Source organism: Marisediminitalea lipolytica (assembly GCF_001758465.1).
In the GTDB taxonomy this organism is placed as follows: Bacteria; Pseudomonadota; Gammaproteobacteria; order Enterobacterales; family Alteromonadaceae; genus Alteromonas; species Alteromonas lipolytica.
The window spans coordinates 266310-282942 of the sequence record NZ_MJIC01000015.1; the positions used below are offsets into that span (position 1 = coordinate 266310).

The window sequence follows — 16633 nt, forward strand, 5'->3', positions numbered from 1 at the left end:
AGTTCTTTGATGAAACTGAAATTCAGCGCCTTGCTCGGGCTCGCTTTTTTTATCATTTTTTATACCGGCTTTCAGGGCGGCAGGTACTTTATGGCAAACCGGGTGCAGGAGCTTGGCCTGCTGATGTCACTCAGTTTGTTCCTGTACAGTGCGCTAATGAGCGCGGTACAGATAAGACGCGCTGATCTGCGCTGGAACTGGTGGTTTTTCGCCACTTTGTGCTTTATCGCCTACACCTTTTTTCTGCCAGCCTGGTTGTTTTCGCAAAATGCTAATGTGCCGGTGATGCCAAGTATCATGGCCTCCCGTGAGTTCTTAATTATCTTCTTTGGCCCGGCTATCTACTATTTATACCGCATGGGTTATGACTTGCTAACGCTGGAACGGGTATTCGTTTATGCGCTGATATTTCTGGCGTTTAACTACCTCTTTCACTATATCCGACTGGATTTGGTGGCGGCTTATTTTTCCTCGGATCCCACCATTGCCGGACTGGTGACCTTTGATCCGTGGCGTGGTTATCGGTTAAAACCGTCGTCCATTGCACTGTTTATGTTGTCGGTGCTGGCTCCAGTAAAGTTAGTAAAGAGTCGCAGTGCGGCAAAAACACTGGGATGGTTTGTGGTTGTGCTGGTGGTGGGTTATATCTGGTTTCTGGTTAAGGCGCGGTCGATGGCGGCATCACTGATACTGGCTTCGTTGGTTTACCTGCTGTTCTTTCTGCGTAAGCAACGGGTTGGCGTGTTCTTCTTATCAATTCCGGTGATTATTATGCTGGTGTTAACGGTGAGTATGACCGTGGCAGGCAAACTGGAGAACGCCTCGTCTGAAGGCGACGGTGTGCGGTTAAAGTCCTATTCCATTGCGCTTAATTCGATAGCTGAACATCCGTTTCTTGGCTTTGGTCAGCAAAGCGGTTACAGCAAAACAGAGCAGGATATTTTCTGGTACAAGTTTTATTCGGCCGACTTAGGTCTGATAGGCACAGCGTTCAAATACGGCCTGGTAGGGGCTGCGCTGTATATCTTTTTCAGTATTTTTATCATTCAGCGGCTGGTGCGAACCATTTGGCTCTACCGGCGGGTGTATGGTCAGGTACATGCTTTGCTGGTGGCTCTGAGTGTGGTGTTTATCGCGCTGTTCATCAATATCCTGCTTAATCCGGCGCTGGTATATATTCCGGGGTTAACCCTGGCTGCTTTCAGTATTGGCTTAACCTCGGCCTGGCAGCACAAGCTCAGGCAAGCCCTGCTCGCATCCCCCGCTTATTCTGCCTGAAATTCTGACCAGGGAACGGCCTGATTGGTGAGAGTCTGTAACTGCTGGATATCGCCACGATAAAATTCAGCCAAGCGCTGTTTAGCCTGTTCCGACGGACCGCTCTTATCCTGCTCCTTGCGGACATTTTTTTGATCGTACCAGTAACGAATGCTGCTTTTAGTGCGTTCAGGTATCCGGTCCCAGAAGACTCGGAACAGTCCGCTGGTTTTTAACTGGTTACGCCAGGCGTTAGGAATAATCTGTTTGCCACCGCCCTGATGATAAACCTTGCCTACATTGTCTGGCACGTTGTGGCTGTCTGCGCCGATAAATTCGAGTACCCGGGTTACTGTCTCGTGTGGGCGCTCGGTGAGCTCGTCCATAAACAACACCAGTATCTGGTTACGGGCAAAGAAATGACGATAGGTGTGCAGAATTCGGCCGTATTCGCCCAGAACCAGATAATGGCCGGACTCATCCTCATAATTCATTTCGGTATTGAATACCGGCTGATGCTCCCTGGCATGGCTTACGCGGTCTTGCTGCAACAGGGTATCTACGGCGGCGTCGAAAGAACGTTGGTCGAGGCCCCGTCGCTTTTGCATCAGGTAGTGTGAGTAAGCGCGGTCGATAGGGTTGCGCAGAATGGCGACCAGTCGGGTATCCGGCAAATCACGGGTAATTCGGCTTGCGGCGGTTAAATCACTCATGTACTGAGGACTGGCGGTGCCCCACAGCTGGTTGGGGCTTGCACCGCCAAAGTAATTATCCAGATACGCCTGCCAGCCAGCGTTATACAAGCTGTCATTGGTGAAATAGGGGGCTTCTTTATCCGCAGGCATCGCAATGTCCGGATGCTGATTTAAGTATTTAAACAGGGAGGTCGTACCGGATTTTTGTGCACCAATAATCAAAAAATCAAGCGGTTTCATGTTTTGTTTCCTTATAGCATCGGCTTTGGCTCAGGCTGAGAAATTGCTGAGCGGCAATATAAGACAGAATATTCTTGAGCCCGATGCTAATAGCACAGGCTGTTGCAATGCCCGACACGCCATATAAAGCGCCAAGCACATTGAGTAAAATCAGAGTAATAATCAGGTTACCAAGCTGAATAACAAACTCTTCTTTTTCGCGGTGGATCATATTCAGCATGATACCTACCAGTCCTGTAGAGGTATTCACTAGCTGGCCAAACACCATGATCCCCAGTAACGAGGCACCGGCGGTAAATTCATCGCCAAAAAGCGCCAGCAAGGGCTCTGAAAACAGCGTAAACAGCAGGAAAAACGGCAGATAAACCATTAACGACACTTTCTGGGAGTGGCGCAAACTGCGCTTTAATTGCTGGGTATCCTGATTGGCATAGGCCCGGGCGAAAACCGGACCGTAATAGGATGCAAGGGTGGTTAGCACTGATGTGCCCGCCAGCATCAGCCGGTAACTCACGCCAAAAATACCGGTTTCTTCGGCACTGGCGTAAAGCGGCAAAAATAATACCGGCAGATTCAGGCTCAGCATGCCCAGACAGCCACCAACCCAGATTGGAATCAGTTGGCGGGTGAACAGGCTTGTTGTTGCGGGCGTGGTTGTTTGGGCTTGTTCTGTTGGCAAGTCTCCGGTGGCGGCTTTGCGGATCAGCGTAAAAAACACCAGTCCCATAATAACCACAATCAACACGGAAAATAGCAGATGACACAACACCAGTTGAAATACTGACAGTGGGGCGTCGGCCAGCCAGCTTATGCCCATTATCAGTAACAATAAAACCGGCAGTAAAGAGGTATCCAGGCTAAACGCCAGGTTAATATAACCAAGTCCTTTCAGGGTTTCAGATAGCACGCGCATAATAATAAAGAAGACGGCAGTAATTACTGCCAGCTGAAATAAAGGCAGTAACGCGGACTGCTGTGTAACAAAGTGACCAATGACCAGCGAACCAATAATTAATACCAGCGCCGAAACGCCGCCAAGCAGCAGTAACCGGCTTAAGGCTTGTTTGATGTAATAGCGAATCTGCTGGTACTTACCGCGTTCGGCGCTCACTGATACGTTGCGTAGGGCAAGGGTAGGCAGCCCAAGGTCGCCAAGACAGCCCAGCGTCACCATCCAGGTGTTGTACAGCGTATACTGGCCAACACCTACCGCGCCAAGATAACGCCCCATCACCAGCGTCAGAATTAATTGTAAACCCAGGCCAACCGAGCGGGTAAGTAACACTTGTATCATCGGGCGCTTTTGCATTTTTCAACACTCTGGTTAGTGGGTTTTGCATTTTGCGAAAAAATGTCCAATTTGCGTGTTGAGCACGCAACCCTGATTAATCCTGTTGGTACCAGAGCAAGCACAGTGCCAGCTACAAACCAATAAGCGGGTTATTTATCATCTATCCATTCATCGCCGCGATAGCGGGTATCGTCCGTTTGGTGTTCCTCAGTTGGTGCCGCCGCGGGTTTCTGCGCGGGAGCAAGCAAGTCCTCAACCTGCTTAACCTGATAGGCCGATACGGCCTGTCTAATCTTGCCAAACAGCACGCTGCCAATGGCAATCATAATGCCGAGCATAATGGTGGCGAGCATCGCCATAACCGCCCACTTTTTGCGTAGCGGATAAGTTTTATATAACGCCGGAAACGCTGGCTGAATAAGCTCAAGCGGGTATTCCGTGCGAGCGTACAGCAGCGATTCGGCGGCGAGCTGCGTTTCCATCAGGCGATAGATAGATTTATGTAACTCGATGTTGTCGACTTCGTTGAGGCGTTGGGTCAGGTATTCTCGTCTGGCCTCCAGTTCGCTGGCTTCAGCATCGCGAATATACTGGTTAAACCGGGCCACAAAGGTATTTGCCAGGGTAGCCGAAAGCGCTGGATCACGGGTGGTAAAATTAATGCGTAACAGACCTGTTGCTTCGTCCAGTTCCACGCCGCGCAGGGTGGTCATAAAAGTCATGCCGGCCTCACGTAAATCCGGTTTAAATTCGCCTTTCCACTGTTGCAACGCGCTGTCCCATTGTTTGTGGAAGATATAGGGCAGCAGTTGGTTTTCCTGAATAAAAGTCTGGCTGAACTTCATCGAACGCATCCGGGCCAGTAGCCGGTCCTGTTCATTGGAGTGCGCGCCTTCGATAATAAAATCATGTTCAAGCAGGCCAAGCGCATCACTGGCGCGGTATTCCTTGGGTGACACACCGCCGGGCTTTTCTTTTATGTTAAGCGCGACCACTGCCGTAGACATGTAGCGGTTTTCCACCATCAGCGACAACCCGAAGACCACGCCGGCAACCAGCACCGCACACAGCACAATCCGGTACTTAAACCGTAAAATGGCGTTTAAGTATTCGATGAGATCAACATCATCGTCGACGCCAAAAGGCATTGCCTGGGTTGGCAAAGGCTGCTGCGCCGGTGGGTGAGGTGGAGCGACAGGCTTAGTCATTAAGAATAAACTTCAGTCCGGCGGCTGAGATAGCCATTTTATAGATTAGCTCTGCCCAGGATTCAGAGAACTCCCGGCCATTGATGCGATCCACATCCAGCGGTACATAGATAGTTGCGCCCGGCGTTACGGTTAAGTTTTTCGGTTTGCCCAGCCAGGTCCAGCTGCTCTGTGATGAGCGGACTGACATCACCTCGCCGTTGGCCTGCACAATGTAAATATGTTCGATGGCAGCAAACTGTTTGGTGCCACCGCTTAAATTAACGTAATCAAAGGCCGCGCGGTCGCTACGGAAATGATGGGATGAGGGTTGATAAACCTGCCCCACCACGCTGACTTCATCCTGCAAGGTGGGCACAATCAATCGATCGCCATTTTCCAGCACGATGTCATGGCGCTCATCACAGCGACTGACCGCCGATTCCAGATCAATCACCATTCTGCCGACAGCCTGAGGACGGTCGAGGCCCTGCATCACTTTAAGAATATCCGTGGCGCCTTTGTTCACCGGCAGTTTCTGATCTTTTTGGTAGCCCGGCGATAAATGGACATCCACCAGTAAATCATCCAGTTGCTCAAATAGCTTATCCAGCGCCTGCTGCTCTTTTTGCTTTACGCTGTCACGCAGGAACACTGCGCCAAACAGATAGGCGTGCTCGGTAAAGCCCCCCGCACGCTGCACAACAGAACACAGCGTATCGTACTTACCCACCCGGTATTCGCCGGGATAAGCCACCTCGCCTTCAATACGGACTAATTTAGGTTGGCTGACCCAGTCCGGTTTAACGCGCAGGGTGAGGTGATCGTAGGGATGCACAATCATATTACTGTCGAGGCCATACTGGTCCGGCCCGGCCAGCGAAATGTTAAGCGTATCCGTAGTGGTTTGCTGCGAAGCCAGCAGTGCCTGGCGAGACAAGGTGGCAAACTCGCCAAAGGCTCTTTCGGTCATGCCGCCTCCGGCTGCAATGAGATCTTTAAGGCGCATGCCTGGTGTTACCGGGTACACGCCGGCGTGCACGACCTCACCAGACAAAGTAACCACCGGCGACAATTCTCCGTAGCGGGTTTGCGCCCTTAATTGTGCGACATCATCAGCAATAAGAGCGGCGCGGTTGGTTTGGCTGCCAAATAAGTACAGTTTATCGCCGGGTTGCAACAAGGGATTGTGATCGCCCTGCTCATCGGCCTGGGCCTTCTGCAGGTTAAGGCGAATAAAGCCGATGTGTTTACTAACCGGGTCGGTTCTTACCAGCAGACTGTACTGCATGTCTGTGCCCGGACGGAGCCCACCACCGGCCTTCACCAGATCCAGCAGCCGTTTATCATGTTCCAACGGGTAAGTACCCGGATGATCGATGTGCCCTTTAAGCTCAAAGGTACTGGCCAGTTGTGAGCCGCTTTGCTGGCGGGTTATTTTAGTCAGCGTTGGCTGGACCAGCTTCTGTCTGGCGCTTTGGGTATCGAAGATCACCAGTTGGTCTCTGGGCTCAAGCGGCATATCCTGCTGGCTCCCCGGCTTTGACAACGCGTCTCCCAGGGCAAAGTAGCGCACGGAAATACGTTTGGTTTTACGGTCCTCCCGTTGGATCATGGCTACCGTAAAGTCGGTGCTGTGACGCAGCATTGAGACGTTGTTAATCACGCTGGAAACACGCATGCCCGGGCGCCACTGGTAGCCGCCGGGATGCATCACATGGCCGGACAACACCACCACGTCGGCCATGCGTTTCAGCGCCGGGAACACCCGTACGACATCGCCATTGCGAACAGGCAACGTTGCCATTGCATCCTGTTTGCCGATGGTCAGCAGAGTCCGCTGAGCGTCGGCAGTAATCCGTTCGATGTGAGATTTTGCGATATCGGCAGTGGGCAGCAATCCACCGGTCAGGGCGACAATGTCGGCCACGGTTTGTTCTGCTTTTAGTTCGTAAATGGCCGGGCGATGCACCTCGCCTGCAATGCTAACTGTTGGGCCAATGGGCGGCACAAAGATGACATCGCCCTGACGAAGGTAAATATTGTCCTCATCCATGCCCCTGAGCAGCACATTGTAGATATCCATGCGTGCGACCACCTGGTTGTGACGACGCACCTGAATATCCCGCAGGGAGCCGGTACGCTTTACGCCACCGGTGGTGATCAGCGTGTTTAACAGCGAGGATAAGCCACTTACGGTATACATACCCGGCCGACTTACATCCCCTACCATCAGAATCTGAATGGTGTGCAGGTCTGCCAGAGTAATAACGGTTTTAACACCTATACGCATTTTGGTGATGGTTTGCTGCAGGGTAAGTTTGGCTTCTTCAAAGGTCAGCCCGGCCACCTGAATATCGCCAATTTCGGGGATCAGCAGGCGTCCCTCGCGGGTAACAACCAAGCGGTATTCCACATCAGAGGGCCCGTATATTTGCAGCACAAAGGTATCGCCGGGACCAATAATATAGTCCGGCGGTACTGGTATTCCCTCTACCGGGGCAAAGGTAGTGGGGGTAACAGCAAAAATGTCGTAGCCAAACTGACTCAGCTCAGACTGCACAACCTGTTGCTGAATTTGCTCTTCCAGCGTGATGGGCTCCAGTGTTTCTGAAACCGCTTTTTCGAGCTCCGAAGGCATGTCGGGAAGCAGGGTTAACGGGTTAGGCTGATTAATGGCCACTGCCGGTTCAGCTAAGGGTTCATCAAGCCCCTGGCTAGCGGCTTTTACGGCATTCTGGCGTTGTACGTCTTCTGGCCATAACACGCCAATACGCGGATCATTGGCTGCTACTTTTGCTGGCAGCAGTGCAAAAGTAAGCAGTAACAGCCAGCACAGGCCCCGGCTGACAGGATAATGTGAGGTCGTGTGCATTAGTGGCTCCGTCCTGAAGTGAACTGATAACAGCCCTGGGAATTAACGATACGGCCTGGCAGAGAGTCAGGGCACTGATCAACAAAATCGTAGATTCCGTCGTTGTCGGTATCCGCCGGGAAGGAATACATCATGCGTTCAACAAAATAGGCCATTTCAGCCGGTTGCGCGATCCACTCGGCCGAAACCGAAAAGCCACAGTCTTCGGCGTTATCAAAGCGTGAGCGGGAGTGCCTGGCACCGATGCCAATCATATAAACGCAAACGCCTTGATGGATCGCCATACGCTTTTTAAACATGTTAAGCGCGCGTATTGAGTGCACATTAATTTGTTGCCATGGGGCGATAATTAACAGTGTCAGTGGCTCACTGAACTGCCATGGATTTGCGGTCAGAATATCCAGTGATTCTGCCAGCTGACCCTGCCCCAATGATGGCAGATGATCTCGCTTTTCCAGTTTTAAATCGAGTTCATGCAGGTCAAATCGTGGTGACACCTGAGCCAGGTTTTGCTGCCCGGCGGTAAACTGCAAATCCGACAGGCTGTAACGGGCGGATTGGCCAATCTCGAAAACGCTGGTTTGCAAGGGTAAATCAGGGGTGCTGTGAACAAACCGGTGCAGGGCTTCGTAGGCGGGCAAAAAATAAGGCGAGTAGTGCTCAGGCGCCTGCTCGTCCAGACTGGTGTCAATTAACACCAGCAGATTGCTCACTTTTACCTGCAATTGCTGTTTGTCGGCTTTGGTTTGCAGGCGGATTGGGGTAAATACATCGTGAACCCGGGTAAAAGTGGCTGTTGCATAATCCTCAAACCGGGCTTCGCTGTCGTGTTTTGGCGCGTTAATGACATACTCATGAGAGGCACAGCCACACAGCAGCAACAGTGCAATCCAGAACGGTAAAAAGCGCAGACTCAACAGTATGGGGATACGGCTATTCATCAACCACTCCTCGTGGGAGTAAATCCATGAGGTGGAAGTTCTCAAAAATATCGATGCCTAATTCGCGTTTAAGCCAGTACAGGGTAATGAACACGGCAAGCCACAGCAGGCAGATTAACAGGCTTAACAGCAAAAATGACATGAGCGGGGCAAGCTGGATATTACCGCTCTGATTGCGGCGCATTTCGAGTAACCGGGTTTTCTTACGCCGGTCACGGCCAACCAGAAAAACCACATAATAGCGGGCCAGAAACAGCGGTACGGTAAACCGGCAGTCGACTTTATGGTGAGAGCCAGACTGGGTGGCAAAGATTGCTTCACGAATACCGTTGAGCTGACGGTTAGTCAGGCTTTCGCGGATCTCAGGAGCCAGCCGACTTATGGTGTAGTCAGCAAAAATGCGGCTTGATTCGTTTCTGCCAGCGCTGTTTTTCATTGCCCGGCCTCCCGCATTTGAATGGCCAGCATAGACATGTCATCGAGCTGAGTATGGTGCTCAGTCCAGTTTTCCACTTCGTTGTAGCAATAGGCGATGGCCTGGTCTAACGGCAGCGACGCGGTGGCGCTAAGTAGCGCATACAGGCGCTGCTGCTGACACCGGCTGTTGTCGATATCCAGCTCAACAAAGCCGTCAGAAAATACCAGTAAGCGCTGTCCGGGTTTGAGTGTAAAGGCATATTCTTCAAAGGTGGCATTATCAATCAGGCCGACCGGGAAGCCGCCGTGACCGGGCTCGGTGCAGTGTCCGTCGGTATCACAAATCACTGGCGAAGGACTACCAGCCTGACAAAACACACCATCGCCGGTATTTATGTTAAGTACGCCATAAATCATGGTGAAGTACTGTGAGGTGGAGAGCGGATCAAAAAATTGGGTATTAAGTGCACTGGCAACTTCGCCCGGCGAACGCAGTTGCTGGTTTTGATACAGCAGCGATTGCTGGTCATCGTGGCGTACCAGGGTTTTTGATAACAGAAACGCGTTAAGTGCCGCAGAAACGCCATGGCCGACCACATCTATGAGGTAAAATGCCAAATGGGCATCGTCGAGCATAAAGTGATTGAGCACATCACCGCCGAGGGTATTGGCCGGTTTCAACTGGCCATATACCTCAACGCTTTTGCCGTAAACATTAATACTGTCTGGCAAATCAGCCATCAGTACTCTGGCGGCCAGTGTCAGTTCTTGTTTGTTCTGCTCTACCAGTTTATGTTGCTGATGCAGGTGGCGAACCAGAATAAGGTTTTGTTCAAGCAATTTACGCTGCAATTTAGCTACGCGTGAGCCGGCATGAACCCTGACCCGCAACTCGTCATAGTGAAAAGGTTTGGTTAAGAAGTCATCGGCACCGGATTCGATACCACGGATAAGGTCATTGGTTTCCTGCCGGCCAGTAATCAAAATAATGTAAGGCTTGTTTTCAAATCGCGTGGCAATGCGTTGGCAAAGTTCTGGCCCCGTCATTTCAGGCATCATCCAATCGCTGAGTACCATGTCAAAGGGGCGGCACGAGAGCTGCTCTAAGGCTTGTTTGCCATTCTCAGCTTCCCATATCCGATAATCCAGCTTTTCCAGCATGGCTTTTAACAGGCTACGATCAGCGGCGTTGTCGTCTACTAACAATACCTCACCACAGTCCTGGCGACATTGACTGCGCATGGCCTCTGGTTGTGGGGAATGTAGTTTCATAAGCACCTCTGACTTAATTGCGATATTACTGTTTTAGTGTTGAGCAAGTTAGGTGCCAAATCGCAGGTTGGGTAATTTTGTAGCTAAAGTTGGTGATTTTGCGGCTAAAATTGTAGAACGTGATGGATATGCTGTTTTTTACCTATCCATTAGTCTGAGTTTGGCGAAATGATCAAGAACCGAGCTTTGCAAATTGCAAATTTCGACTACGTTTAAAAAGCCACTACGGTGTTTTGGCGGCTGAATTCAGGAAATCGGGAGAGAGAACATGCCAGTTTTAGCAAAGGAAAAGGTGCTAATCGTTGAAGATTCCACCTCGCTTAATATTTTGTACCAGCAATATTTACGCAATGAAAACGTCGAGCTGCTGACAGCCGGAAATGGCGCGGAGGCCAGATTCCTGGTGACTAAACACCAGCCAGCGCTGGTACTTTTGGATCTCGGTTTGCCCGATATTGACGGTATGGAACTGCTGGAGTGGATTAAGCAGGGGACGCCACAGATAGAAGTGGTAATTATCACTTCGCAAAATGCAATTGATACCGTGGTAGAAGTCATGCGCCTGGGGGCAATGGATTTTATCGAAAAGCCTTTCGACGGTAAGCGACTGATCACCACGGTTAAGAATGCGCTTAAACAAATCGCCCTGAGCCAACAGGTGGAAACATTACAAAAAACCTATGCGCGTAGCGAGTACCAGGGTTTTATTGGCAGCAGTCTGGCAATGCAGGCCATATACAAAATTATTGAAGCGGCGGCACCCAGTCGCGCCACTGTATTTATAACGGGTGAAAGTGGCTCAGGCAAAGAGGTTTGCGCCCGGGCTATTCACGAACAAAGCCCACGAAAAAATGCGCCTTTTATTGCGTTAAACTGCGGCGCTATTCCGCGGGAGTTAATGGAAAGTGAGATCTTTGGTCACATCAAAGGGGCTTTTACCGGTGCTCAGAAATCCCGGGAGGGCGTGGCAGCGCAGGCTAATGGTGGCACGCTGTTTCTTGATGAAATAGCCGAAATGGATATGGACCTGCAAACAAAGTTACTGCGCTTTTTGCAAACCGGGAAATTTCAACCGGTAGGCAGTGATAAAGAGATCAGTGTGGATATACGGTTTGTGTGCGCCACGAATAAAAAACCGCTGGATGAGGTAAAAGCCGGTCGCTTTCGCGAAGACCTTTACTACCGGCTGCAGGTTATTCCTATCCACTTGCCCAGACTAGCCGAACGTGGCACCGACACGCTGGCAATCGCTGACTATTTTCTTAAGCAATTTGCAGCCGAAGAAAATAAAGATTTCACTAGTTTAAGTGACAAAGTGCAGCAACTGTTTCTGCAATATGACTGGCCAGGCAACGTGCGGCAATTACAGAACGTGATCCAGAATATCGTGGTATTGCATAATGCAACGCAGGTAGAAATAGAGCATCTTCCCCACCCGCTGAACACCGTTTCAGTGGCTGACAATAGCAGTATCAGGGCGCCAGATATACCTCAGGTGCCCGTGGCAGCGGTATCGCCGATGGTGATAAAACCGCTTGCCGTTACCGAAAGAGAAGCCATAGAAGCGGCAATTGCATTTTGCGACGGGAATATCCCCCAGGCTGCGCAATTACTGGAAGTGAGCCCGTCGACTATTTATCGCAAAAAAGTATCCTGGGAGTGATTTTTATAACCCACTGAATTAATTTTTGTTTTTTTGATTGGCGCATAGTTTGCAGAATTGAATTCATCCATCAGGAAAGCACAACGTAGTAGCAGTGGGAGTTCGGGTGAATTTTAAAACAGAGTGCGAGAATCCTTTAACAACTATTCAGAGTAAGATTTCCTTCTCTGATCCGCTAAATGTATTAGTTGTAGATGATTCAGCGACAGAGCGTGCATTACTCAGTGCCATATTAGAGCGATTCGGTGTAAAAGTAATCGAAGCGGAGGGGGCTGATTCTGCGCTGCAATGTTTGCAGACCCCTAAGCTTAATATCGACCTGATTCTCATGGACATTCAGATGCCCGATATCAGTGGTTATCAGCTTGCAGCGCAAATTCGCAAGATGGAATCGGAAAGTTTTCTGGAGTGGCATCCGATCATTTTTCTAAGCGGTCAGCACGACCCTCAAAGCATTGCCATGGGTATTGAATGCGGGGCGGATGATTACCTGACAAAACCTGTCGACAGTATTACCTTGCTGGCAAAAATGCGCGCGATGACCCGCATAGCTGAGATGCGAAGGCGACTGGTCAAAACCCAGGAAACCCTTAGCCGTCAGGCCCATTTTGATGAATTAACGGGAATTGCTAATCGCAGGCACATATTTAATTTATTAGAAAACGAGATAAGTCGATGCCGGCGTTACAACTACGCGATGTCGATAGCCTATTTTGATATCGACTTTTTTAAGCGAATCAATGACAACTTTGGTCATAATGCCGGGGATAAGGTACTACAAAGGATATGCAGTGTAGTGGAGATGGAGCTAAGAAAAGTGGACATGCTGGGGCGAATAGGTGGCGAGGAATTTTGTATCATCCTGCCTGAATGCCAGCTGCAAAATGCATCAGGGATTATTGACCGATTGCGGGAATCCATCGCTAACATCAACTTTGACACAGATATTCTTAACCGTAATGTGACGGCCAGCTTTGGTGTGACCCATTTACGTAAAAACGACAACCTGAGCAACCTGATTTCGCGCGCCGACGAACTGCTTTACGAAGCTAAAAATGGCGGAAGAAATTGCGTGGTCAGCAGAGAATAACGGTGACAGATGGCTGTTACATGGTTACCGGTAGTTGTGTTTAGTTACTGATAAAAGCCAGGTATGAGTACAGAGAGTGTCAAAAAACTCCCGAAACACATAAAAATTATTTATAAGAAGTAAAAGTTTTATGCGAAATGCCGATAATACCTGTAGCTGATTGGCGACAAAATTGAAATTGTTGTTTATAATAAATGCAAATCGCGATTGTTATCTATACTAAAGACCCATAGTGGTACAAACGGTTCTCGGGTATTGTAATCAAAATGTAAATTTTTTGAACGAATTCATCTTGTTGCTGACTAACAGTAGTAATGAAACCGTTTACAACTATACGAAGCCAAACCATGAATCGATACTCTCTGTCACAGCAAGCGCAGCCAACGGCTAAGCGCAGCGAAAAAAGACCCACAGCCAGTGCGCTCGGGTTGTGTTTAATGGGCTTTATGTTATTACTCAGCGGTGTTTTAATGTTTATCCTGACAACCATTAATGCCTTCAGCACCGATGAGGGCACAAAAACCATGGTGTCAGTGCTGATTTGCCTGGCGATGTACCGTACGGGTAAGTTTTTATTACAGCAGGTTGGCAAATTTATGTTGCCGACTAACCGCCGCCGAAGTGTAATTTCTTAAGCATGTTTCTTTTGGCAGGTAACGCTATATGGGTTGCCTGCGCTTCAAAACCCATTCCCTCAGTTCAAATCGTAATAAAAGCACCTGCTCTAAGTGTTAAAAGTTCGTAAAAAATAGCCGCCTTCAACAGGCAAAGTCAGAAATTTACGCTAGTCTTAATAGTGCAAACAAAACGAATCCCAAATGCGTATTTGGGCGCATGCGTTGCCAGCTTTGCTGACTGGTACCAGTATGCAAACAGTATGGACTTACTGATGAGCAAGGACAGGTGCTAAGTAAAAAAGCCGACAATTAAGATGTCGGCTTTTTCCTTTTTTACGGTAAGCAATTAAAAGCGCTGCCAAATGCAGCGCTGCTAATATTACTCGTCTGCTTCTGCTTCAGGCTTGATGACTTCCAGTAATTCTACTTCGAAAATCAGCGTTGAGTTTGGCGTGATATTGCCAGTAGAGCGTTCGCCGTAGGCCAGTTCAGCAGGAATGAAGAAACGGGTTTTGCCGCCTTCTTTCATGGTTTGTACGCCTTCGGTCCAGCCAGGAATAACGCGGTTAAGTGGGAATACCGCTGGCTCGCCACGAGAGTAAGATGAATCAAACTCAGTACCATCCAGCAGTGTGCCTTTGTAATGTACTTTTACGGTGTCGGTTGCAACCGGGCTGCTGCCTTCACCTTCGGCGATGATTTCGTATTGCAGACCAGACTCAGTGGTTACTACACCTTCTTTGGCGCCGTTTTCAGCCAGGAATGCCGCGCCTTTTTCCAGGTTTTCAACGGCCATTTTGCCAGCCATTTCCTGTTGTTTGGCTTGCATCGCCTGCTCGCCTTGCTGAGCGATTTGCTGAATTTCAGCCGCTTCAAAAATCAGCGAGTTAGCCATACCGTCTTTCATACCCTGCATCAGGGCTTCTTTATCGATGCTTTCACCGAATTGTTGCATTTGCTTGTCGCGGGTAAACACGAACATACCCATGCTTGCGCCCATGGCATAGGCTTGCTTTTGTGCATCGGTCATTTCTTCTTTAGTCAGCTTTGGAACCTGTGCGGTTTCAGTAGTGGTGCCCTTTTCCGGCTGGCAGGCAGCCAGACCTAAAGTAGCCATAATGGTCAGGGCAACGAGCGACTTTTGCATAAACTTCTCCGTTTGTTGGTATTGAGCAGCGCCACTTTTAAGGCTGCAGCAAATTAAATAGCTAATCTGGTTTAATTGCGCGTTACTGTAACACGCCTGTTAAAATAAATACGAATATCGGCTTCGCATTGCGGTAAAACGCCGGGATTCGCGACGCTTATCACCATTTCATGCTATGTTAATGCGAGCATTCGCAATAAGAAAGCCATATGACAACAGCACAAGCCAAAACGTTCATCACTCTTTTCCTGGCCATGTTACTCACCAGTTGCATGGTGGCCGACAGCACGCCGGATAACCAGTGGCGGATAGTGGATGAAGGCGCTTACGCAGCCGATGTATCTGCCGATGCACAGTTAAGTGTTGTGTCGGGTATCAATAATGGCATTCATGTGTGGCGGTTTGGTGAAGCGCAGCCTTTGTTTCAGTGGAGTCATCAAAGTGAAGGGGGCGATCAGAGTAATAATCTGGTGGCCAATGTGCATATCAGTGCTGACAGTTTGTTTGCGGTGACCGCGGATCGCGAAGCATTTGCTATCTGGAGTCTGACTTCCGGAGAGCCCATCGGATTCTGGCGTATTGACGAGTCGAGTATCCGCGATGTTGCCGTATCTGATAATGGCCGTGGTGTGTTAGTTGGCCGCTCTAATGGCAAGGTCATGTTTTTTGAACCCGAGAGTGGTCGGCGGATTGAGTTTTTGGGGCATCAGGAACGCATTAACAGTGTGGATATTACGCCCAATGGCCGCTATGCCCTGACCGGCGGTAACGATTATGTGGCCTACCTGTGGAATACGGATAGCGGACAGGTGATCCACACCTTTACCCACCCCAGTCGGGTAACCCTGGTCGCCCTCGATGACGAAGGCCGCTATGCCTTTACTGCAGACAGCCAGCAAAAATCGCAAATCTGGAATGTACAAACAGGTGAACCCATCAGCCAATTACAGTATATTGCGCGCCAGAAAATATTTACCGACGCGGTGTTTTCTAAAGATGGTAAGTACTTGCTTACTGGTGCGCCATCCCGACGTTTATACCTGTGGGAAGTGGCTACGGGTAAACAAGTTGGTGAATGGAAAGTGGCGCCGCGGGAAAACATGTCCCCCCCTTCTGCTGTGGTATACGGCGTAGGGTTTATCGATGATAAGCACGTGCTGTCGGTAAGCAGTAGCGGTTTGGCAGAACTTTGGAGTATGCCCTGATATGACAACAACTAACGAAATACTGGCGGCTGAGCTGGCCAGGGCTGAAGATGCCATTGCTGAGCTCGAGACGAAAGTTGCTTTTCAGGAACACACGATAGACGCTTTAAATGAAGCACTATCCAATCAGCAGAAGCAAATAGACAAAATGCAGTACCAGCTGCGCCATGTTATCGACAAGGTAAAGGGCATGGAGCCGTCCAACATTGCCAAACTTTCGGAAGAAACGCCGCCGCCGCATTACTAATAGCGGCTATTGGGCTTCCTGCCGTTGCACAATCGGTCAGACCAGGCCCTGACCGGTAAGATAAATCCAAAAGCCAAGTAAACCACAGTTTAGTGCGGTCATTAGCCAGAATAATATCTGAAATGGGCGTTTGCTCGATTTGTGCCTGACTATCCGTTGCGCCAGAGCAGCACCAGGCCATCCTCCTGCCAGGGCAAGAATTTGCAGATATTTTTCCGGTATTCTGCGCCGTTCACGTTTGGCGGCTGCCTTATCCCATGCATACACCATAAACGTCAGCAAGCTCAACGAGCCATAGGCGTACAGTGCCAGTAGTGACAAGCGTTCCAGCAGCACCGCAACAATTAGCACCAGGATGAATAATGAGGTGAGGTACAAACCCAGTGAACGCCAGCTTTTAGGCCGCTTCGACTTTTTGTTTGATGACTGATTTTGTGAGCCTGCTGAAGCGTTAACCGCTGAGGTTTTATTGTTCATTGTATATGGTAT

General features: G+C 49.7%; 15 protein-coding genes. 6 read left to right on the forward strand and 9 right to left on the reverse strand.

Translation table 11 applies throughout. From position 1 onward, the window contains the following. Positions 1-9 precede the first annotated feature (9 nt). Positions 10-1278, forward strand: a complete 1269-nt coding sequence (locus tag BFC17_RS15705) for an O-antigen ligase family protein (RefSeq protein ID WP_070177439.1) — start codon at positions 10-12, stop codon at positions 1276-1278. On the opposite strand, the gene BFC17_RS15710 is transcribed toward BFC17_RS15705, so the two are convergent. The 7 genes from BFC17_RS15710 to BFC17_RS15740 all read right to left on the reverse strand — a co-directional run bounded on the left by BFC17_RS15710 (position 1266) and on the right by BFC17_RS15740 (position 10175). Next, positions 1266-2192 carry a sulfotransferase family protein gene (locus BFC17_RS15710; protein ID WP_070177440.1) on the reverse strand — a complete coding sequence of 309 codons (927 nt, stop codon included), beginning with the start codon at positions 2190-2192 and terminating at the stop codon, positions 1266-1268. The genes BFC17_RS15705 and BFC17_RS15710 overlap by 13 nt on opposite strands. Next, positions 2179-3501, reverse strand: coding sequence for a lipopolysaccharide biosynthesis protein (locus tag BFC17_RS15715; RefSeq protein ID WP_070177441.1), 1323 nt, complete (start codon positions 3499-3501; stop codon positions 2179-2181). The genes BFC17_RS15710 and BFC17_RS15715 overlap by 14 nt, the downstream gene beginning before the upstream one ends. 131 nt (positions 3502-3632) lie before the next feature. Further along, a complete protein-coding gene (locus tag BFC17_RS15720; RefSeq protein ID WP_070177442.1) occupies positions 3633-4691 on the reverse strand; it encodes a GumC domain-containing protein in 1059 nt (352 codons plus the stop codon). Further along, positions 4684-7545, reverse strand: coding sequence for an SLBB domain-containing protein (locus tag BFC17_RS15725; protein WP_070177443.1), 2862 nt, complete (start codon positions 7543-7545; stop codon positions 4684-4686). The genes BFC17_RS15720 and BFC17_RS15725 overlap by 8 nt, the downstream gene beginning before the upstream one ends. Continuing rightward, a complete protein-coding gene (locus BFC17_RS15730; RefSeq protein WP_070177444.1) occupies positions 7545-8486 on the reverse strand; it encodes a hypothetical protein in 942 nt (313 codons plus the stop codon). Before BFC17_RS15730 ends, BFC17_RS15725 begins: the two co-directional genes overlap by 1 nt. Beyond that, the gene (locus BFC17_RS15735) at positions 8479-8922 is read right to left on the reverse strand and encodes a hypothetical protein (RefSeq protein WP_070177445.1); all 444 of its coding nucleotides are present in this window, start codon (positions 8920-8922) and stop codon (positions 8479-8481) included. The genes BFC17_RS15730 and BFC17_RS15735 overlap by 8 nt, the downstream gene beginning before the upstream one ends. Beyond that, positions 8919-10175 (reverse strand): PP2C family protein-serine/threonine phosphatase, encoded by a 1257-nt coding sequence (locus BFC17_RS15740; protein ID WP_083271775.1) that lies wholly within the window; start codon positions 10173-10175, stop codon positions 8919-8921. The genes BFC17_RS15735 and BFC17_RS15740 overlap by 4 nt, the downstream gene beginning before the upstream one ends. Positions 10176-10443: 268 nt before the next feature. Between BFC17_RS15740 and BFC17_RS15745 the strand changes: the two genes are divergently transcribed. The 3 genes from BFC17_RS15745 (at position 10444) to BFC17_RS15755 (ending at position 13563) form a co-directional block, all read left to right on the forward strand. Beyond that, positions 10444-11838: a sigma-54-dependent transcriptional regulator gene (locus BFC17_RS15745; protein WP_070177447.1), complete on the forward strand. Its 1395-nt coding sequence runs from the start codon at positions 10444-10446 to the stop codon at positions 11836-11838. 106 nt (positions 11839-11944) lie between these two features. Then, complete coding sequence (locus BFC17_RS15750) at positions 11945-12928, forward strand: GGDEF domain-containing response regulator (protein WP_139142105.1); 984 nt, start codon at positions 11945-11947, stop codon at positions 12926-12928. Positions 12929-13275: 347 nt separating this feature from the next. Continuing rightward, on the forward strand, positions 13276-13563 hold the full coding sequence (locus tag BFC17_RS15755; RefSeq protein WP_070177448.1) for a hypothetical protein: 288 nt from the start codon (positions 13276-13278) through the stop codon (positions 13561-13563). A gap of 361 nt (positions 13564-13924) precedes the next feature. Here BFC17_RS15755 and fkpA read toward each other — a convergent pair whose 3' ends face one another. After that, positions 13925-14692 carry an FKBP-type peptidyl-prolyl cis-trans isomerase gene (fkpA, locus tag BFC17_RS15760; RefSeq protein WP_070177449.1) on the reverse strand — a complete coding sequence of 256 codons (768 nt, stop codon included), beginning with the start codon at positions 14690-14692 and terminating at the stop codon, positions 13925-13927. 209 nt (positions 14693-14901) lie between these two features. On the opposite strand from fkpA, the gene BFC17_RS15765 reads away from it, so the two are divergent. Continuing rightward, positions 14902-15897 carry a WD40 repeat domain-containing protein gene (locus BFC17_RS15765; protein WP_070177450.1) on the forward strand — a complete coding sequence of 332 codons (996 nt, stop codon included), beginning with the start codon at positions 14902-14904 and terminating at the stop codon, positions 15895-15897. Position 15898: 1 nt separating this feature from the next. Then, a complete protein-coding gene (locus tag BFC17_RS15770; RefSeq protein ID WP_070177451.1) occupies positions 15899-16144 on the forward strand; it encodes a SlyX family protein in 246 nt (81 codons plus the stop codon). A 36-nt stretch (positions 16145-16180) separates the two neighbouring features. On the opposite strand, the gene BFC17_RS15775 is transcribed toward BFC17_RS15770, so the two are convergent. After that, entirely contained in the window at positions 16181-16621 is a 441-nt protein-coding gene (locus tag BFC17_RS15775; protein WP_070177452.1) for a DUF1294 domain-containing protein, read from the reverse strand. Between the last annotated feature and the right edge of the window lie 12 nt (positions 16622-16633).

Excerpts from the sequence above, each read along its gene's own strand:
- BFC17_RS15705 (WP_070177439.1), top strand. The coding sequence starts at position 10 with ATGAAACTGAAATTCAGCGCCTTGCTCGGGCTCGCTTTTTTTATCATT.
- BFC17_RS15710 (WP_070177440.1), bottom strand. The coding sequence starts at position 2,192 with ATGAAACCGCTTGATTTTTTGATTATTGGTGCACAAAAATCCGGTACG.
- BFC17_RS15715 (WP_070177441.1), bottom strand. The coding sequence starts at position 3,501 with ATGCAAAAGCGCCCGATGATACAAGTGTTACTTACCCGCTCGGTTGGC.
- BFC17_RS15720 (WP_070177442.1), bottom strand. The coding sequence starts at position 4,691 with ATGACTAAGCCTGTCGCTCCACCTCACCCACCGGCGCAGCAGCCTTTG.
- BFC17_RS15725 (WP_070177443.1), bottom strand. The coding sequence starts at position 7,545 with ATGCACACGACCTCACATTATCCTGTCAGCCGGGGCCTGTGCTGGCTG.
- BFC17_RS15730 (WP_070177444.1), bottom strand. The coding sequence starts at position 8,486 with ATGAATAGCCGTATCCCCATACTGTTGAGTCTGCGCTTTTTACCGTTC.
- BFC17_RS15735 (WP_070177445.1), bottom strand. The coding sequence starts at position 8,922 with ATGAAAAACAGCGCTGGCAGAAACGAATCAAGCCGCATTTTTGCTGAC.
- BFC17_RS15740 (WP_083271775.1), bottom strand. The coding sequence starts at position 10,175 with ATGAAACTACATTCCCCACAACCAGAGGCCATGCGCAGTCAATGTCGC.
- BFC17_RS15745 (WP_070177447.1), top strand. The coding sequence starts at position 10,444 with ATGCCAGTTTTAGCAAAGGAAAAGGTGCTAATCGTTGAAGATTCCACC.
- BFC17_RS15755 (WP_070177448.1), top strand. The coding sequence starts at position 13,276 with ATGAATCGATACTCTCTGTCACAGCAAGCGCAGCCAACGGCTAAGCGC.
- fkpA (WP_070177449.1), bottom strand. The coding sequence starts at position 14,692 with ATGCAAAAGTCGCTCGTTGCCCTGACCATTATGGCTACTTTAGGTCTG.
- BFC17_RS15765 (WP_070177450.1), top strand. The coding sequence starts at position 14,902 with ATGACAACAGCACAAGCCAAAACGTTCATCACTCTTTTCCTGGCCATG.
- BFC17_RS15770 (WP_070177451.1), top strand. The coding sequence starts at position 15,899 with ATGACAACAACTAACGAAATACTGGCGGCTGAGCTGGCCAGGGCTGAA.
- BFC17_RS15775 (WP_070177452.1), bottom strand. The coding sequence starts at position 16,621 with ATGAACAATAAAACCTCAGCGGTTAACGCTTCAGCAGGCTCACAAAAT.